Origin of the sequence: Vibrio sp. 1180_3 (assembly GCF_029478545.1) — a bacterium.
Lineage (GTDB): Bacteria > Pseudomonadota > Gammaproteobacteria > Enterobacterales > Vibrionaceae > Vibrio > Vibrio aestuarianus.
This window is the reverse complement of sequence record NZ_SJFM01000008.1, coordinates 70,172-87,875: the sequence shown is the minus strand read 5'-3', so window position 1 is coordinate 87,875 and position 17,704 is coordinate 70,172. Positions and strand designations below refer to the sequence as shown.

Annotated in this window: 20 protein-coding genes; all 20 read left to right on the top strand. The window is 41.2% G+C overall.

Annotation, left to right across the window (positions count from 1 at the left end; genetic code table 11):
- The first annotated feature begins 2 nt into the window (after positions 1-2).
- Positions 3-542, top strand: a complete 540-nt coding sequence (locus EYW48_RS07110; RefSeq protein ID WP_277432123.1) for a hypothetical protein — start codon at positions 3-5, stop codon at positions 540-542.
- 104 nt (positions 543-646) lie between these two features.
- A complete protein-coding gene (locus tag EYW48_RS07105; protein ID WP_277432122.1) occupies positions 647-1,153 on the top strand; it encodes a hypothetical protein in 507 nt (168 codons plus the stop codon).
- A gap of 92 nt (positions 1,154-1,245) precedes the next feature.
- A complete protein-coding gene (locus EYW48_RS07100) occupies positions 1,246-3,429 on the top strand; it encodes a DNA topoisomerase (RefSeq protein WP_277432121.1) in 2,184 nt (727 codons plus the stop codon).
- A gap of 69 nt (positions 3,430-3,498) precedes the next feature.
- Positions 3,499-4,545 (top strand): hypothetical protein, encoded by a 1,047-nt coding sequence (locus EYW48_RS07095; RefSeq protein ID WP_277432120.1) that lies wholly within the window; start codon positions 3,499-3,501, stop codon positions 4,543-4,545.
- Positions 4,545-5,783 (top strand): hypothetical protein, encoded by a 1,239-nt coding sequence (locus tag EYW48_RS07090; RefSeq protein WP_277432119.1) that lies wholly within the window; start codon positions 4,545-4,547, stop codon positions 5,781-5,783. Before EYW48_RS07095 ends, EYW48_RS07090 begins: the two co-directional genes overlap by 1 nt.
- 6 nt (positions 5,784-5,789) lie before the next feature.
- Complete coding sequence (locus EYW48_RS07085; RefSeq protein WP_277432118.1) at positions 5,790-7,343, top strand: hypothetical protein; 1,554 nt, start codon at positions 5,790-5,792, stop codon at positions 7,341-7,343.
- Between the two features lie 8 nt (positions 7,344-7,351).
- Complete coding sequence (locus tag EYW48_RS07080) at positions 7,352-8,521, top strand: hypothetical protein (RefSeq protein WP_277432117.1); 1,170 nt, start codon at positions 7,352-7,354, stop codon at positions 8,519-8,521.
- 3 nt (positions 8,522-8,524) lie between these two features.
- Positions 8,525-9,358, top strand: coding sequence for a hypothetical protein (locus tag EYW48_RS07075; protein ID WP_277432116.1), 834 nt, complete (start codon positions 8,525-8,527; stop codon positions 9,356-9,358).
- 3 nt (positions 9,359-9,361) lie between these two features.
- Positions 9,362-10,984, top strand: coding sequence for an ATPase, T2SS/T4P/T4SS family (locus EYW48_RS07070; RefSeq protein ID WP_277432115.1), 1,623 nt, complete (start codon positions 9,362-9,364; stop codon positions 10,982-10,984).
- Positions 10,985-10,991: 7 nt separating this feature from the next.
- Positions 10,992-12,032, top strand: a complete 1,041-nt coding sequence (locus EYW48_RS07065) for a hypothetical protein (protein ID WP_277432114.1) — start codon at positions 10,992-10,994, stop codon at positions 12,030-12,032.
- 83 nt (positions 12,033-12,115) lie between these two features.
- On the top strand, positions 12,116-12,625 hold the full coding sequence (locus EYW48_RS07060) for a hypothetical protein (RefSeq protein ID WP_277432113.1): 510 nt from the start codon (positions 12,116-12,118) through the stop codon (positions 12,623-12,625).
- Between the two features lie 9 nt (positions 12,626-12,634).
- Positions 12,635-13,171, top strand: a complete 537-nt coding sequence (locus tag EYW48_RS07055) for a hypothetical protein (RefSeq protein WP_277432112.1) — start codon at positions 12,635-12,637, stop codon at positions 13,169-13,171.
- Positions 13,172-13,173: 2 nt separating this feature from the next.
- Entirely contained in the window at positions 13,174-14,151 is a 978-nt protein-coding gene (locus tag EYW48_RS07050) for a hypothetical protein (protein WP_277432111.1), read from the top strand.
- A complete protein-coding gene (locus EYW48_RS07045) occupies positions 14,126-14,827 on the top strand; it encodes a thioredoxin fold domain-containing protein (RefSeq protein WP_277432110.1) in 702 nt (233 codons plus the stop codon). The genes EYW48_RS07050 and EYW48_RS07045 overlap by 26 nt, the downstream gene beginning before the upstream one ends.
- A gap of 8 nt (positions 14,828-14,835) precedes the next feature.
- Positions 14,836-15,591, top strand: a complete 756-nt coding sequence (locus tag EYW48_RS07040) for a DUF4400 domain-containing protein (protein WP_277432109.1) — start codon at positions 14,836-14,838, stop codon at positions 15,589-15,591.
- An 88-nt stretch (positions 15,592-15,679) separates the two neighbouring features.
- The gene (locus tag EYW48_RS07035; RefSeq protein ID WP_277432108.1) at positions 15,680-15,982 is read left to right on the top strand and encodes an RAQPRD family integrative conjugative element protein; all 303 of its coding nucleotides are present in this window, start codon (positions 15,680-15,682) and stop codon (positions 15,980-15,982) included.
- 50 nt (positions 15,983-16,032) lie between these two features.
- A complete protein-coding gene (locus tag EYW48_RS07030; protein ID WP_277432107.1) occupies positions 16,033-16,323 on the top strand; it encodes a hypothetical protein in 291 nt (96 codons plus the stop codon).
- Positions 16,324-16,335: 12 nt separating this feature from the next.
- Positions 16,336-16,668, top strand: a complete 333-nt coding sequence (locus EYW48_RS07025; protein WP_277432106.1) for a TIGR03745 family integrating conjugative element membrane protein — start codon at positions 16,336-16,338, stop codon at positions 16,666-16,668.
- 8 nt (positions 16,669-16,676) lie between these two features.
- Positions 16,677-17,066, top strand: a complete 390-nt coding sequence (locus EYW48_RS07020) for a DUF3487 family protein (RefSeq protein ID WP_277432105.1) — start codon at positions 16,677-16,679, stop codon at positions 17,064-17,066.
- The gene (locus EYW48_RS07015; protein ID WP_346780431.1) at positions 17,063-17,704 is read left to right on the top strand and encodes a PFL_4703 family integrating conjugative element protein; all 642 of its coding nucleotides are present in this window, start codon (positions 17,063-17,065) and stop codon (positions 17,702-17,704) included. Before EYW48_RS07020 ends, EYW48_RS07015 begins: the two co-directional genes overlap by 4 nt.

Below are 17,704 nucleotides of genomic sequence, written 5' to 3'. Positions count from 1 at the left end.
CCATGAATCAGCTAACATTAAATGTTGACATACAATGCAACACAGAGAAGACACCTAGAAAATCAGTACGCAAAAAATCAGTAAAGAAAAGCACTGTTAATAACGATTTAATGATGCTTCTTTTTCCTGAAGACTTTCCTGATGAGTACAAGGAATGGCTTTTAGAATCTGAATTTGTTAACTGGAGCGCTGCAGATCTTGAGCTCCTACACATTAAAATGGTCAAAGATGCCTTTGATATTTTGCGTAGGCATAATTCATCGTTAAGTGGCATTGATGAATGTTTAGTTTGGTGTTTTAGTGAAGACTATGACTACGACTTAACCGTTCAAAGCTGCGCCAAAACGCTAGGTGTACGCACTGAAATACTGCAAAATAGCCTATTTAATAATTTAACAGCTACACTGCGAGAACTAAAACTTAAGAATGGAAACCCAACACGAATAAAGTTCATTTCTGACTGCATCTCTCGATGCCGAACAAAGATTGAAGTTATTAATGTTCCGTTGACAGCACCTGAGTTTTTAGCACAATACACTTAAAACCAGACCGGAATAAACAATGTTTATTCCGGTTTTTTTATGGGTTCCAATTTACAATATGATCGTATCCTAACTTATGAAAGCATTGAGCTAAGGAATCAAAAATGTTGTACACCATTACCGCAAACCAATACGGTTTAACCGGCATGCCTATATTCATAGAGAAGCAGGTACAAGAAGTCCTGAATGTTCGAGGCATTATCTGTATGACAAGATACCAGGCCGAATTAGCCATTGAGTACCTGAGCCAGCCTGTTTTTGTTTTTGGTTCGGCAACTGAGCGCTGGAAAGAACTATGCGTGATAAAAAAATCCAAGAACAATCAGTATATCGTGGCCATTGAAGATAAACTTTCTCTATTCGAAGAGATCACCAATTACGCTAAAACTCGCCTAGAGTTTATTTTAGAAAGCGAGCACCAGAACCTCAATGTTAACAAGCTAAACGTGTACTCAATGGATATCGACGCTTTTGATATTGAAAGCATAGAAATTCGATACTTAACACCCAACAAATTTTCGGTAATTTCCACAAAAGACAATAGAAAAGAGCTGGTGGCAGCTTATGAATTAAGCCATGAGGACGCTTTAATGCTTACTTATCTGCCTTAAGTGTTTCTTGATACCAGATAAAGTGCAGTGAAACGTAACATCGCGCATAACCCATTCGTTACTAAATAGAGCAAACTAGAAAGGGTAGTGATGTGGAATTATATTTGACGGAAAAGCCGGAAGTAGGGACTCATTTAGCCAATGTAATAAACCCCAACTCGGTAAAACATAAAGGGTATATTGATTGCGGCCAAAATACGATCGTAACTTGGTGTATTGGTCATTTACTCTCACTGAAAGATCCAGAAGATATCGATGAGAGATATAAAAAGTGGTCTATAGATCAACTCCCTATGAGTTGGGGTGTTGAATACAAACCAAATCCAAAGACTCAAGCTCAGCTCAATACGGTAATGCGACTTATACGCAAAGCAACCACAATATATTGCGCAACAGATATCGATGCCGCAGGGCAAGCCATCGCTGACGAAATTTTTGAATACATGGGCATTCCCACGGCAAACATTAAAAGATTGCTAATCAATGATAATAACCCGGTCAAAATAGCCAAAGCGCTAAACAATGTACAAAATAATAGCGACTATCAAGGTCTATATCTTACGGAAAAAAGCCGAGCTGTTGCTGATCAGCGAGTGGGGTATAACCTATCTCGATTAATGACGTGCCAAGCCCAATCACAAGGATTAAAACAACTATTTACCGTAGGTCGAGTGCAATCAGCAGTATTAGGTTTAGTTGTGAGGAGAACGCGCTTACGAAAATCACATATAAAAATGACCTATTACAACATTGTTGGTACGTTTAACACCCAAGTCGGGGAGCTTAAAGGGCGGTATACTTTACCCGAAAATCATATGTACGAGGTTGACGAAAAGGGCCGCATCAACAATGAATCTCAAGCTGTCCAGTTAGCTAGGTCGTTATCAGGTCAGAACGCTGTCCTTAAATCAATTAGCACAAAAATCACTCACGACAGCCCTCCATTACCATATGACTTACTAGCGCTCCAAAGTGATGCGGCAAGCCTATACGGTATCCCCCCCGATGAATGCCTAGCTTTAACACAAAAGCTTCGTGAGGCTCCGTATTACGCGATCACCTATAACCGCTCAGACTGCAGATACATCCCTGACGAAAGTTTCAATGATGCCCCAGAAGTTATTGGCAATTTGGGACAATTAGACCTTTTTTCTGGGCTAGTGGAACTAACAAATCATCAAATCAAATCCAGGGCATTCAATAGCAGTAAGACCGGAGCGCATGGAGCTATCATACCGACTGGCTCCACTGAGGGGTGGGAAGAAATGCCTGATAAGCTAAAGGCAGTTTTTCTCTTAATTGCAAGGAATTACTTAATTCAATTCATAGAGAAACGCGAACGGCAAGTGACCGATTACATCATCGATGTAATCAATGACCAAGGCGTGCATCATGAGTTTAAGGGCAAAGTACAAAAGGTCGTTCAATACGGATGGAGCGTTGTATTTAGAAATGACCTTGAGTCTGAAGTGAATGATGACAATGAAGATGATGATATTGCGATTGAAGCATTGGTTGCAGGACAAATCTATCCAAACTCTTTGGTTATGGCTCAGACACAAGAAACAAAACCACCGGGAGACTACACAACTGCTAGTTTGCTTCGAGATCTAAAATCAACCGCTAAATATATCGAAGATGAAAGGTTAAAAAAATGGATGCTCGATAAAGATGCGGGCGGTGATGAATTGGGTGGCATTGGTACAGCGGCAACTCGAGACAGTATATTAAAAGGATTGTTTGATAAGGGATTTCTTGATCGTAAAGGCCCAATCGCAAAAGCAAAAATATTACCAACTCCAGAAGGGGAGCTTTTATTCGATCTTCTTCCAGTTAGCTTAACGTCACCCAACACGACAGCAATTTGGTCTCATTATTTCAAACAGATAGAACAAAAGCAGATGACCGTGGAGCAATTTTGGTCTGTAGTTGATGAATTTATTAGTGCGGAAGTCAATAAGGTGAAAATTAGTGGATTAGCTATCCCGCAAGGAATGAAAACACAAGGCTCAAGTACGGAAGCGGAAAGACCGACAGCGACATGCCCACTTTGCAAGCAGTCAGCGATTAGAATAAAAGGTAAAAATGGTTTTTTCTGGAAATGCCAATCTTGTGAAAAAATATTCGGAGATTTGGTCGGAAAGCTTTTCTACAAGCAATGTTCTCGATGTAGATCTCAAATGAGGATCATAAAAGGAAAAGGGAGGAGTAAAGCGTTCATTGGTTGCACTAACTATCCAACGTGCCAACACAAAGAACCACTTGACCATTTTTAGGGCAGTTAAGTTATCGCTGAGTTTACGAATCGTTGTTATCTAGTGGAAGAAACACAAGGATAATGGTCGATGAAGAAATTAGCGTTGTTGTATTTGGTGGGGGGCATATTAACCGGATGTGCCACTACTACATCCACGGATAGTAAAAACGAAGAAGTAGCCAACACCAATACACCATTGATTGGCGAGTCAATACCAATGGAATTCCCCACGGTAGAATTCGCTCAACTCCGAGTGCTAGCAGGTTCTCAAACCCTAACAGCCGCAAATAAATTAGCTGATGAGCTAGGAATCGAATTTGTAGAATGGACGCAAGAGCTCAATCCATACGAGTACCAACAATTACGATCTAAGCGTATCAATCTTAATTTCAGTGACCCACAGTCTGCATTTTTAGAGCTATTTGACCGTTCCGGTCTGTTACCTATTTACGATGAAAAAAATAACGCAGTTACCATCTATCCATTTTCTCTAAATGAACGATTACAGCAACCACACATATTCACTCCAAAGTTTGACCGTTCTGAAGCTCAGCGCAAAGAAATTGAAAAAGCTAATGACTTAGAGCTAGTCAAGAAGCAGGGAGCATTGGAATACCACTATTACAAGGATTTTTCTGTAAAGGACACAATCGACGCTTGGGCTAATCACGCCAATTTTGATGGTGTGGTGTGGTACTTCAAAGATACTGCACATGAGAATTTTTTGCTTCAAAAAATCCCAAAGACAGATTTTGTTGTAGGTGGAACACCCATGAGCGTGATCACCAAATTTATCAATGAAGAACTGATTCGTCAAAATAGTCATGTAACGGTAACGGCAGTACATGAGGTAACTACAAACAAGTTAATTTTGCATCCATTCAGTAAAAATGAAGTTGTGAGAAGTTTTGATGTTGAAGCAACCACAACTCGATTAAACCTTGCGAGAATTGCGTCTTTTTATGGTTACACCTTGGAATACAAAGCGAAAGATTACCAAATATTTACCCCTTACACGACGGTACTCACTCAGTACGCGAAATCATCGATGGAAACCGTTATCCAACAATACCCACTAGATATTGAGGTCATTGACTCAACGAAACGAATCATAGTGCGCGGGAGAAAAGCATAATGATGCAAACCAAAACAACCATTTTAGCCACAATGCTTGCGAGCTTGATCTTCGGATGTAGCAACACAGAAACTCCAAAGCCTATGGCAAAGAATGGAGCTATGAACCAACCGCAAATCGACAAGCTCACCGAGTCAGATGCGCCTCAAGACAATGCGAGTTTAAGCAGCAACGTGGTTCCGAAGGGTAATACGGTGAAGCCTATCGAGAAAAAGTCCAAAGAGCCGTCAAAGGTCATGGCTCAAACGCCTAATACGCTACCTTCGCATAACGGTGTCGCCATACAAACCACATCGATAGATCAAAATTCAACAACGAAAGCCTTTGAGATCTTTGCTGGTGAAACCTATGGCGCAGTATTGGTTCGTTGGCTAGACCGAGAGGGTTATTCCCCATTAATCAAATCATTAGATAAAAATGCGAATCGAGCCCTCGAACAGAAAGTTGATAAAGATAGTGTTAAATACTCTCAATTTGATAAGGCCAGTAAAGCGTTGCTAGAAAACGCAACGATGAATGCTCGAAATCAAGATTGGTTAAGCGAAGTGGCCAAATCAGAACTTGGCTATCAATTAATTCTCGATCATGAATCGAAAACAGCGACCATTATAGGTAAACCGCCCTCAATTCGAATTACTGGCAGCAACCCCGACCAGGTAAAGAAATTTCATAGTGCATATGAAAGTGAAACCTACGAGCAAGTGATCTTCCGATGGTTAGCTGCTGAAGGCTATGAAAAAGTTGGGAAATTAATTAATGGCGATGAAACCAAAGTATTAAGTCAGCTCGTCACTTCTAGCCAAGATTTCTATGGCCAGTTCGAAGCAGTTGCAACTCAATTAATGGACTTAGCTCTGGCACAAGCAATAGCTAACAAGAAGAATGAAAGAGAAGGTTGGATTTCTGATGAAAGCAAAAAAAATCTCAACCTTTATTTGCGACTAAATGAAATTAAAAAAGAAGCGATACTAACCACCACTAAACAACCAACTTATATGTTTTCAGTGGCTGAAGGTTCTCTACGAGACAACTTCCTCAGACTTACAAATGCATACGGATGGAAGGCGACTAAAGAACACTATTTGGCCAAGGATTACAAGGTTTCATTCCCATACCCAATAGTTACCGAAGAAGGGAATGTAAAACAAGCAATCGAAACATTACTTACAGACTTTCCTCGTTTAAGAGGGGCAGTTGTACCGTCCACACGCACTACCTACGTATTAACAGAGGAATAGCAACAAATGGCAAAGTTAAAAATTATTACATTTACTGCTCTGTTAGTTGCAATTGTCGGATGTACAACAGCAACTCGACATGATGACTTCAAACGAGTGACTGAAGTGGATGGCGCGAAAATTACCGAACAGCTTGATAAAGAAAAATATCAAAAAGTCATAGTTCTCGACCGTCCACCTCAGTCAGTTGAAGAGATAGTGGTGAGTACAGATCCAACTTGGTATGAAGAAAATACAAAAATCATAGCTAAAAACATGCCCCTATCGATCGTTTTAAAAGATGTTGTAAGCCAAAACGTCAAATTGGAGTACGGGTTTGCTGTTGATCCAAATAAAGCGATCAGCGCGACCTTTGAGGGTACAAAGAAAGAGGCTCTAAACATTCTGGCCTTAACGTCAAACTATGGATTTACCGCAACAGAAGACAAAATAATGGTTGATAAATTCACAACCAAAACATACGTGTTACCAACAACTGCGGGGGATAATTCATTTCAATTGGGGTCAGATGGCTCTAGTGGTTCAAGTGCATCAGCTAGCGAAGCACTAGGCGGTGAAATATCCAAAACCGGTGGAAGCGATGGTCAATACGCAAGTACAGCTGTCGATAAATACAATCTCACAGATCAAATCTATAAAGGCATCAATAAAATTCTCAATGGTGAAGCCAACATTACGACTGGAGACAGCGATCGCGGTCAATTAACCACCTCAACAGCAGAGCAAGAAACGTTGGGTTATGCTGAAAAAATTGAAGCAGTTTCATCAATAGTGGTAAGAACATCTCCAGCAATGATGCTTTTAATCGACGATTACGTTCAAGGAATGGTCGATGTTCTATCTCAATCGGTAGAATTAGAAATTGCTGTAATTGAATATCAAGCTGATGATGGAACAGAATTTGGCATTGACGCTCAACTGAAGAGAGCTGCGGGAAGCGGAAATATTTCGTTAGGTGTAAAAACCCCTAGCTTCTCCGATGCCCTACAAGGTGTAGGTTTGGTATACACGGCAACAAAAGGAGCGTGGGATGGCACAACAGCTATGATCAACGCTCTTCGTGTGACAGGTAAAGTCAGTGTCCGTACTTCTCAAAAAGTAAAAGCCAGTAACCATATGGTCCAAGAAATTGACCTTAGTGCTATCCAATCTTACATAGCAACAACAACAACAAAATATGAGGGTGCTGACAGCGATATACCGACGACATCCATTGAAACGGCAGAGGTTCGTGATGGAGTCAAAATGCTAGCGATTCCATCCATCCAACGTGACAAGGTTTATTTAAAGCTCAATGGCGTCCTATCAAAATTGTTGAAGTGGGATGATCAAGAGATCAATGGCGTTACAATTCGCTCACCTCGAACCCGCCAATCAAGGTTCAATATTAGTGGTGCTTATGAGTATAACAACACAATAATCGTCACTCACATGCGACAAGAAACAAACGAATCAGTACAAAATAGTTATTTAGATGTCCCTACTGGTAATGCAGGCTCAAACAAAGTGATAGATACCTTAGTGTTGCTTACACCAAGAAAAATCACTTACAACAAGTAAGGGGTCGTATGCTAAGTATAACGGTTCAGGTGGCGTCGCTTACTTCTCGGAGTGAAAAAGACAACTTACAACTAATGCGACATGCAAATGCCGCAAAATACGATTATGTCCTAATTAAAAATGAGCGACTAACGAGATTCAGCTCTAATGAAACTGGTGTAATCACCGCTCAGGTTTATGCGGATAAGATAGAAGAAGCGCATGCTAATTCTATTACTGGTGGCAATTACTATCTATTGCTGCGTGAAAATCATAAAACATTCACGCTAATGACCGTTAAAGGCTGGTTGATCACTAGAATTGATGTACTCCTAGAAGAGCAAGTAAGTGAACTTGAGTTTAATAATAAGCCCATATTCACAACGGAAGGCTCTTTGTTTGAAGCTCGCAGTGGCATTACGCATTATCAAATTAATGAACTAACCACTCCTGAATTACAAGAAACACCCCATCGATTAACTGACCTAGAATCGATCCAAAGAAAAAAAACGCTTGCAATAGGTGGAGGGGCTATTGCGTTGGTATTTTTGCTTTGGTTGTTGTGGCCAGAACAAAGCTCAGCACCGCCGCCGCCGCCGCAAAAAAAAATCATTACGATTAAGATGGATAAATATCACGAATACAAACAAAACATTAGTCACGCTGTGGAGTACCACAACATACATCAATCACTGATAGCCATGACATTGGCGGCATTTAAGCTGCCAATTGGCTGGAGCATTGACGCCATAACGTTAACAAATGGGCAATTAGTCGCTGAGATAGAGAACTCGAATGGTCAAACTCAAGCACTCAAACAATTTCGCAAAGAAGATGCGAACGGAGAATTCATAACTATCGATGGTCAACAAGCGAGTTTTATCTTCCCAATACAGACGAATGATTGGTTTAGATGGACAAAAGATATTGGCGACTTTGTTCAGGAACGCGATTCCTTTATGGATGAAATGATAGTTATGGGGGCAAAGGTGAAGTCAAATAAAGCATTCATCGCCCCTCTTTACACAAAACAAAAAATGAACATTACATTGGAAGATGTCTCTTTAGCTTACTTGGATATTTTCGCACACACGATGTATGACCGCCCAATTTTCATTGATGAGTTAACGATTCGTCCACTGGACAGCTCTCTTGGAAAAATCAACATAGATATAACTGTAACCATCGTAGGGAGATAAATAATGGCACTTTCTGACTCAGACAAAAAAAAATTACCACTTATAGCCGTACTATTCTTTATTACGCTAGGGGCCGGGTACTATCAGTTTTTTTATGAATCTCCTGAAATTTCAACAAACCCAAATCAACAAATAGCAATGGCTGTTGCAGATCAAGCAAGAAACAGACAATCTCAAAGCATTGACTTGGTTCCAATCCAAACCAATAGAATAGAAACGGTAGACATTGCATCAAACGCAGCACCAAGAACGAACACTGCCTTTGAGACTCTAGAAACAACCGATGCAAACGGCAATATTGTGAAAGCAATTATTGAACCTGAGCCTGTTCCAAGAGGCGTAAAAAGGAGCTTAGTATTAACGGAGCAAGATAAAGAGATCATCCAATTAATGCGAAGCAACCTGCTGACAAAATTAAAAAATGAGAATAGCGCCCTAAAGAATCAACAAAATGGAGTATCAAGTGCCCCTGTCAATAATGCACCTTCATCATCTCAGTCGATTAACTATGCAAATCAAACGCCAAGCGTAGATCAAGGTTTTACTGAGTTTGAAACCGTTAAGCCAACCTTGCTTGCTTCGGGGATCACTGACTCTCAGATAGAAGATTCATTTTCTCGAGTCAAAGTAGCATCAATCATTGTTGAGAGTGACAAGACAAACGCATGGGTAAGAATTGATGGCCAATTAATCAAGGCAACTCAAGGGGCTAGGGTTGGCGATTTTCGTTTCGACTCAATAAAGCCAGATGCAGTCACCATGACACTTATCAAAGGCAATGTCACGCGAACCATTGGGCACACGGGTTTTAGCGTAGATGGCGTGGTGGAGGAATAATCGATGGAATACATTGAGGGTATTAAGCTAGACGAGGCTCTTCGCAATATTCTATCTGAACGTAGCGACTGTTTTTTCAATACTGATGGTAATCTATGCACGTACCAAGACGGTGATTATGATGACGTAATTGAGAAGTTTAAGGAAAGCCAAACTGCATTTGGTGGCAAATACTTTGGTATTGAACCTCAAATTATCCATGTAGATAAGAGTCTGGTTGAGGATGCTGTTCAAAATATCAAAATGGACAACACACAATCGTCACAACATAACAATACAGAGACAACGGAATCCCTCTTACAACTAAAACGATTGCTAGAACTCGCGGCTAATGGTGGCATTTCAGATATCCATTTAAAGCTGATTGAAGATAAAGCCATAACCCAAGTTAACCATCGTCTTGATGGTCGGTTTTCAAAAATGATTGAAGATCAGTCTATCGATTACGGTAGAAACATTGGTGCTGGTGCTGTTATGGCGCTAGGAAAACAACAACAATACTCTTTAAATGCACAGATAGATGAAACCTTTAAAATGGACGTGGCAGTAAACCACGTCCAATCTAGTGGAACACCCATCAAAATTACCAAATCAATTAAATGGCGTTTTAGCCAAATCCCTCTTGATGATGGTGCAAAGATTACAATCCGAAATCTAGATACCGGCTCTGGCCAACTACCAAAGCTCAGCGAGCTTGGATTGTCGAAGGGCCATGTGAGAGGATTCACTCACGTAGTGAATGCCGCTCAAGGTGCAATATTGGTGAGTGGGCCAACAGGTTCAGGTAAGACAACGACTATCAACTGCGCACTAAATACCATTGAAGACTCTAAGGTAGTCCACTCCTTAGAAGATCCCGTTGAGTTTCATCGTTCTGGGCGAAACCACTTTGCTACTTCAATAAACGAAAGTTATATCGACCCTAAGTCAAAACAACACACAAAAACCTTTGAAGTATATGGGGCCGTTCTCTTACGTCACGATACAAACGTATTGTATTTTGGGGAGGTTCGAACTAAGGGAGCAGCAGCATGCTTTATGCGCTTAGCATCCACCGGTCAAGTGATGGTTGGTACGATCCACTGCAACTCTGCAATAGCAACAATTACGACCGTAGCCGAACAATTAAACGTTCCAATCACTCAACTCGCAGCACCAGGAATACTAACCGCTTTAGCGCATCAACGCTTAGTAAGAAAGCTTTGCCCTAAATGCAAAATCTCTCATAAAGATGCGCCACAAAAATTTGCCCAAGATCCAAGCTTGAAAGCGGCTTATGACGCGGTAAATACGATAAGTGAGCAACAGAGGAAATCTGTTGATGACGTGGCGTATAGGAATGCAACTGGAGAGATGTGTGACGAATGTAATGGGCGAGGTGAGAAAGGTCGAACCGCATTGTTCGAACTGATCCTTGTTGACGATAAAGGGCGCGAATTTATCAGAGATTTGCGATTAAACGAATGGAAAAATTATCTTATAGAGCAGGGGTGGCCATCTATCAGGGAGCACGCTGAATTAAAATTGCTAGCCGGGATTGTTGATTATCGTTCGGTAATCGAAGAAGTAGATGGGCTGGTTAAAGAGGAATTCGGGACCATTTATAAAGAAATGTCGGTACTGTGAGGCAGCGATGAAGTTATCTTTTCTTGAGAATCTAAGCATAAAATTCACAGCCGTATCTGACAAAATAAATCTTTTAGAAGATATAGCCAACCTATTGTCGGGTGATATGGCGATTATCGACGTGGCCCTAGATTTGTCAGAATTTGGACAACCAATCGAAAAGTTAGTTGGTAAAAGAATGTACTACGCCATTCGGAACACCAAGCCAATATATACCGCCTTTGAAGGTATCGTCAGTGAAATCACCCTTCAAACCATTAAAGCAGGGGAGGAGTCTCACGACCTCGCCTCTGGTTTTCTTCGAGCAAAAGAAGCGCTAGAGGCGAGTGAAGGATTGATAGGGAAATTACTTAAAGCATTCATCATTCCTGGCGTAAAGCTTCTGTGTGTTTTCCTTGCTACGGGCGCTATCGGAAACTATGTTTTTTCCCAGTTAACGATGATGACACCGCTCGGCCGATGGCCTTCTATTTCGCAAATGTACTACCACTACAGTCAATTTTTGTACGAAAACTCAATAGCGATAATATTGGGAACTCTATCCCTACCAATAGTCGTCTATGTGGTCGTTAATTTTGTTCATGGGCCAATTCGGAATCGAATTGACATGATCCCATTTTTTAAGCAATACCGACTCATGAGTGCCGGTGCAACATTATCAACAATGGCTACCTTGCTAAATGCCAACCTATCTACATTAAAGATGCTTCAATTCTTAAAGGGGAGGACTACTCGTTATTGTCGATACCACCTAGCCTTAATGGAATCAAATGTAACCAATAACGTTGGTAAAGGTAATATTGGCTACATTTTAGATACCGGTTTAATCGACGCTAGAGAAAACAACCGCCTAAAACGCGCTAGTGGCGCAAGCACTGTCGGTGACAGATTACAAGCCTCAGCAAATGAGCATAATCTAAAGCTTAAACGTCAAATAGATAAAATCAATTCCATCACCACGACAGGGTTTCTTGTATTGCTTTATTCATCTCTACTTGGATTCTTTTCTGCCGTAGTTTTCTTGGTGTTAAGCATTAATACCATGTAAAGACCATTAAAAGGGCACATCAACTAACTCATAAAAACGGATGAGTTAGTTAGATAAGTGACAAACAAATTCGGAGTTTAAACATGTCAAAAAAATCAGTTCTAGCATTAGCGCTCAATCGTAAAAAAGGGCTTACTTGGGTAGAAATTACCTTGGGTTTTATTATTTTAATTCTCGTATCCATTGTTCTGACAAGTGTATTTCAAGAAGGTATGTTCCGATTGAAAAAATGGAGACTTACCAATCAGGTAACCGAGATAAGCTCTGGAGCAGATACATGGAAAGGGCTAAAAAGTAACTTTACGGGTCTTAGTATGACCGCTGTATGTGCGGTAGGTCAGCAATCTGTAGGGGCGACAACGTGTGGTGGCGCTGGTGGTACGGGTGCCAATACCAATGCATTTGGTGGTAGTTTTGAACTAGCTCCCGCTAGCAACGTTTCTTTGAAGTCACTGAAAATTACGAATTTGCCAGCCGCTCGAGTAAATGAAATTGCAGATGGCTTGGCGGGAATGACGGCAGATCAATGTACCTCTGTCACTGGCTGTAGCACTGTTACGGTCGCAGGCACCACTCTAACACTCACATTGTAGTTAAAACTAATGCCTGTGAGACGCATCGGAATCAAAAGGCAAAGCGGTATCACTGCGATAGGGGTCACCGCTAGCCTTGTTGTTATCATCACACTGGTTTTGATTACCGCCAATGCAGGAGCGAAATTAACAAAATCGGCAATCAGAACTGCCCAAATTGAAGAATTTCAGTCAGACAGTTTTATTGCCATGCAAGCCTATTATTACGACTATGTAAACACAACGACGCGTTGCTATAACGTCATTCCTCCACCTATAACCCCTATGCAGTTAGTTGTAAAAGGGATGCTAGACAGTCGGTACTTGGAGGCTAATTTCTTTGATAGCAGTAGTGCTTTGTTGAGTTATGGAGCTAATTCAACTACAGGAAGGGTCGAGCTCATGATTATCTCTGTTGCCATTCCACACTACGATGCTAGATCGCTATTCAATCTACCCAATACAGCCTCCATAACGTCAAACAACATTCGCTTTGAGCAATATTTCAGTCGTAACAACTCCAATATTGTATTGCAGAATATGACATCAACACATTGCCAAGGATAACGATGATATACAAAACGAGAAAGCAGAGTGGAGATGCGCTTCTGGCAACATTGATGGCTCTGGTGATATTGATTGTTATCTCCATTATGATCGCTAAGGCAGCGAGAGTTTGGCAATATGAATTAATAGCCAAAACAGCCGTTAAGCGCATTAACACCGTACACGAAGCGATGCAAAGAGCATATATTGATGGGATTACTGTCGGCACACCTCCAACATCAATAGCAACTTATCCAGCAGATGCCACCGCGCTGATTAGCCAAGGTTATTTAAATGACTGCACAATAGCTCAAGAAAATGCAGGTCAGTGCATCAGCTTAGTAAAGTTACCATGGGTGACCACCGGAAATGCCGATCAATTAATGACGATCGCTCCATTTATCGATCCTGCCGATAACTATCCAGCTTTTCGAATTACATTCTCATTGGCGGGAATTCAGCCGCTAAAAAAACAGATGATAATTAGAAAGGAAATTAGCCAATTACCGAGTTATACGGAAGATGCATCGGGCAATGTCACCATGCAGTTCACTCGCCCTGGCTCAAGCATCGCGCAAGACAATTTAGTGCGAAGAGATGGCACGACAAAAATGACGAATGATTGGGATTATGGCAATTTCGACCTCAATAACGTCAAATATATCAATGATGTCGATGATATTAGCTTCAAAGGTGTTACAGATAGAACCGCGCTCACTGGTAGCATAAAAATGGGTTCGACAATCGTCACAAATTCAAGTGGGAAGACGATCACCAAACCTTCTTGCCCAGTTGGATACTCACCTCAAATACAAGTCTGGACGGTATCGTTAGGTACGACTGACTTGCAATATAACGTCAAAAACTTTGCGGCATGGGATGTTAATAGCGGTGCCAACTGGAAAGTCTATTTCCGTTCAACAGCAGAAAACAGCTCGGGTACGAGAACATATTTTTATCAAGGAGTAGTCGGTTATGCGACATGGTGCGATTTTTCATAGCCTAGTCATTGCGGGTCTTTTCACGCTCACGGCAAATAGTGCATTAGCGAGTGACATAGAGCAATATTTAAACTCAGAAGGGGTGGAGGTCTATCAGAGCTCCCAAAACGCTGAGTTAAGCTCTTTGAATCTAACAACACTAATCACCAACCAAGGTGTTATCTACGTTGATAAAGAAAAGGGAGTGTTCTTAACTGGTGCTACCCCTCTAAAATTAACAGATAACAGCTTAAGTCTCGTCAGCCAAGCCGACTTCAAGCGTTATATCGATACCATCCCCAACAAAATTGTACACAAAGCCGAAAATGAAAAAGCCGTTGTTCAAATGTTTACTGACATTAGCTGTGGTTGGTGTCAAAAAGTCCATGAAAATATAGATGATTACACACAAGCCGGGATCACGATAGAGTTCATGCTGTATCCTAGATATGGCCTGACCGATACGACAGCAAAAACGATGTCAACAATAGCGGAAAGTACAGCCCCATACATGCTGTTGCAAGCCGCTTTTAAAGGTGAATACATTGCCGGAAGTGAAATATCGCCAGTTGTTCAAGAGCATTTTAAAGCAGGCCGCGCTTTAGGCGTAGGTGGAACCCCAGCATTTTTCATTAAAGGGTATCCATTTGAGGGATATCTAACGCCTAAGCAAATATTAGCGGCATACGCTAACTAGGCGGCACAATGAGCGAAAGCACCAAACAACCTGAATCCAAAGGGAAAGGCCGGAAGTCTTCAGTGAAACTGCCGGTTGTTTCTTTTTTGATAGGAATTCTTCTCAAAATAATCAGTGTATCTATCGTGGCTGGTGGAATGTGCCTATTGATTGAATTCGGTTTGTATTTCATCCACGACGATGCAATGAATCGTAGTTTAGAGCGCTATCAAACCATCACTGCATTTAAAAATACCGGTGAGTGGTTGGGTGGTAACCATATAATGGAATATACCGAAAAAAGCGTATTAACGTTCCTTGATATCCCAACGATTGTTAGTCGAACCCAACTGTTCACCGACACAATAGCTCAAAAGCTACAACCTCAAAACAACGATAACCACCTCGCTACAATACAAAATATCGCAGTAAGTGTTCTTCTTGCGATCCCAGATCTCATGTCAATTTGGATTATCGTCACGTTTACTTGGTTTGCTAAATTACTGTCCATAATTTCAATGGTTATTCCATGCTTGGTAGTTATTGGGGCGGGTTTTGTGGACGGTACTGTTGAGAGAAAAATCAACACGTATAAAGGTGCTCGAGACTCACAAGACAAAATTGAGTGGTGGTTTCTTGCATTCAAAAGTAGCTCATACACCGTTTTATTTTTATATGTGGCCATTCCTAATACGTTAGAAGCGGGGGTTGTCATGCTACCAAGTGCGCTGGTCACGGCTTTCTTTACACGTAATGTCGTCGCGTCTTATAAGAAATACTGGTAGTGATGCCAGTAATAGGGCAGTTCTAATTGATTGGTATCGAAGGTGTATTTCTTCTATAGGGAGAATACAAAGAAATGGTGTATGGCGAATGTACAAATATCTGATCACTTTTGGACTCTGTTTTTTTGCAACAAGTGCAATGGCTGGAGTCTGGGAAGAAAGGGAATTCTTGGAACGATATATTCAGCAACTCGAAATCTTAAATCAAACGCTCTTGATCGATGCTGAAGATGCTGCAGATCCAAACCATAGGATTACTCTGAATTACCGAGCGGTACAAAGAGATGCGGCAGAGATTGTAAAAAAACTAAAACATCATTTAGACGCTCCACTTGAAGAATATAGAAGCATTACTTTAGATATTGACACTCAACAGGTGGAGGCTAAATGACAAACAAGATAAACAAATTTTGGTTGGCTTTTATGGCCCTAGGTGTGGTTATGATGATCATAACAACTCCAGCCCTAGCTCAAGTATTTGCTCCCGATCCAAATACAAAAACGCCAGAGGTGGCCTTTAACGACGTGATTGGCAGTGGCTCATGGCAAAATCTAGCCTTTTTGATAAAAGGAGTAGCAGCAGCCATCAGCTTGATTTTTACGGCATGGGCATTAGCTGGCATTTACGATGCAGCATTGGTCAAATCGCAGATCACCAATAAAGAAGCGGTAATCTTAAGCGCTAGATTACTAACCATTATCACAGCATTTATCGTTTTACTCAGTTTATGACCCCGAGGATTTATGAAAAAAATCAAACAGAAAATTTTACTTGGTGCAATTTTATTTACCGAACAAGTCTATGCGAAACTTCCTACTTCCGCGCCATCTCAAGGTGCCGACAAGGGAGATTATATCGAAATGGGGCGAGAGTTTAGTAAATCTGGAATAGAGCTCGTCGCTCAAATTTTTGGGGCAGGTCTATTGATCGCGGTTGCAGCGGCAATGGTAAAAACCTTCTGGGAAATCCACAAAGGTAAAAAGGAATGGGCCGACCTTACTGGTGTTGCCGTTGGTGGCTTAGCTGTTGCTGTGGTTGGCATCGTTTTGCTTACTCAAGCAGAAAAGATTTTGTAGTTTAACGTATGTCAGAAAGAGACGAACGAACAATTGATGTGGTGTTGGATTCTCTGGATTACGAGGCTCCGGCCATTGGTGGGTTTACGCATCAAGAACTAATAACCTGCTTTATGATAACCATGATTGGTTCTGCTTTGATTTTCATCCCTATCGGTGAATTTATGCTCGGCCACTATGCATTTGGCATAGTTGGCAGTGTAGTGCTTAGCGGAATAATTACATCCGCAGGCTCTCATCGAGCATACATCGCTAAACAGGGGCGTCCTAGTTATATGTTATGGGTTGATCTAAAGCGTCATATTCAATTCAGAGGAATCTTGGGTGTCAAACTTAAGTTCGGATTTGTCGGCACAACGCATTGGCATACCGGGAGAGACAATAGGAAAACTAAATGAACGGCGTAAAACTGCCAAAAAAAATGGTATCCATGCTGCAAGAACATTCCAATCATATCGTGTCACTAAGGATTACGATACTGATGCTATCCGTAGCTCTTTGTCTTTCGCTCTACGCTCTCATTAAGGCTCCCGATAAGATTACCGTTTACATTCCACCCAATACTGCAAACGGAGCCATTATGAATATCGGAGATATTCCTAAATCGAGAATCCTCTCCGATACATCCTACTTATGGATAGAATTAAATACATGGATTAAAGATGGCAAGAAAGACGCGATAGCCAATCTAGATGCATATCGTTACTACTTTAGCGATCGCTTCCGTGAACAGCTAGAAGTACAGTATAAGGATATGGATTTAAAAGGAGAGCTTGATCGTCGTCGTCGCATCACTCTCGTTCCTGGGACTATGTTCAATTTTGATAAGCGAGTGATAGAACAAAGCAAGAACCAATCATGGATTGTACTTATCGATGTTGTTATTGAAGATTTCTTTCTTGGTGAGCGAGTTCAGAACGTAAAAGTTAGATACCCACTCAAAGTCGAAAGAATAGAAACCAACTACGACCAAAACCCCCTAGGAATCATCATTACCGGATTCGAAGGTCATCCAAAGGAAATTACGGAGTTGTAA

Bases quoted from the DNA above. Each gene is read 5' to 3' on its own strand.
- EYW48_RS07110 (WP_277432123.1), top strand. From the start codon at position 3: ATGAATCAGCTAACATTAAATGTTGACATACAATGCAACACAGAGAAG.
- EYW48_RS07070 (WP_277432115.1), top strand. From the start codon at position 9,362: ATGGAATACATTGAGGGTATTAAGCTAGACGAGGCTCTTCGCAATATT.
- EYW48_RS07025 (WP_277432106.1), top strand. From the start codon at position 16,336: ATGAAAAAAATCAAACAGAAAATTTTACTTGGTGCAATTTTATTTACC.
- EYW48_RS07040 (WP_277432109.1), top strand. From the start codon at position 14,836: ATGAGCGAAAGCACCAAACAACCTGAATCCAAAGGGAAAGGCCGGAAG.
- EYW48_RS07050 (WP_277432111.1), top strand. From the start codon at position 13,174: ATGATATACAAAACGAGAAAGCAGAGTGGAGATGCGCTTCTGGCAACA.
- EYW48_RS07035 (WP_277432108.1), top strand. From the start codon at position 15,680: ATGTACAAATATCTGATCACTTTTGGACTCTGTTTTTTTGCAACAAGT.
- EYW48_RS07060 (WP_277432113.1), top strand. From the start codon at position 12,116: ATGTCAAAAAAATCAGTTCTAGCATTAGCGCTCAATCGTAAAAAAGGG.
- EYW48_RS07080 (WP_277432117.1), top strand. From the start codon at position 7,352: ATGCTAAGTATAACGGTTCAGGTGGCGTCGCTTACTTCTCGGAGTGAA.
- EYW48_RS07015 (WP_346780431.1), top strand. From the start codon at position 17,063: ATGAACGGCGTAAAACTGCCAAAAAAAATGGTATCCATGCTGCAAGAA.
- EYW48_RS07065 (WP_277432114.1), top strand. From the start codon at position 10,992: ATGAAGTTATCTTTTCTTGAGAATCTAAGCATAAAATTCACAGCCGTA.
- EYW48_RS07105 (WP_277432122.1), top strand. From the start codon at position 647: ATGTTGTACACCATTACCGCAAACCAATACGGTTTAACCGGCATGCCT.
- EYW48_RS07020 (WP_277432105.1), top strand. From the start codon at position 16,677: ATGTCAGAAAGAGACGAACGAACAATTGATGTGGTGTTGGATTCTCTG.
- EYW48_RS07075 (WP_277432116.1), top strand. From the start codon at position 8,525: ATGGCACTTTCTGACTCAGACAAAAAAAAATTACCACTTATAGCCGTA.
- EYW48_RS07055 (WP_277432112.1), top strand. From the start codon at position 12,635: ATGCCTGTGAGACGCATCGGAATCAAAAGGCAAAGCGGTATCACTGCG.
- EYW48_RS07085 (WP_277432118.1), top strand. From the start codon at position 5,790: ATGGCAAAGTTAAAAATTATTACATTTACTGCTCTGTTAGTTGCAATT.
- EYW48_RS07030 (WP_277432107.1), top strand. From the start codon at position 16,033: ATGATGATCATAACAACTCCAGCCCTAGCTCAAGTATTTGCTCCCGAT.
- EYW48_RS07090 (WP_277432119.1), top strand. From the start codon at position 4,545: ATGATGCAAACCAAAACAACCATTTTAGCCACAATGCTTGCGAGCTTG.
- EYW48_RS07095 (WP_277432120.1), top strand. From the start codon at position 3,499: ATGAAGAAATTAGCGTTGTTGTATTTGGTGGGGGGCATATTAACCGGA.
- EYW48_RS07045 (WP_277432110.1), top strand. From the start codon at position 14,126: ATGCGACATGGTGCGATTTTTCATAGCCTAGTCATTGCGGGTCTTTTC.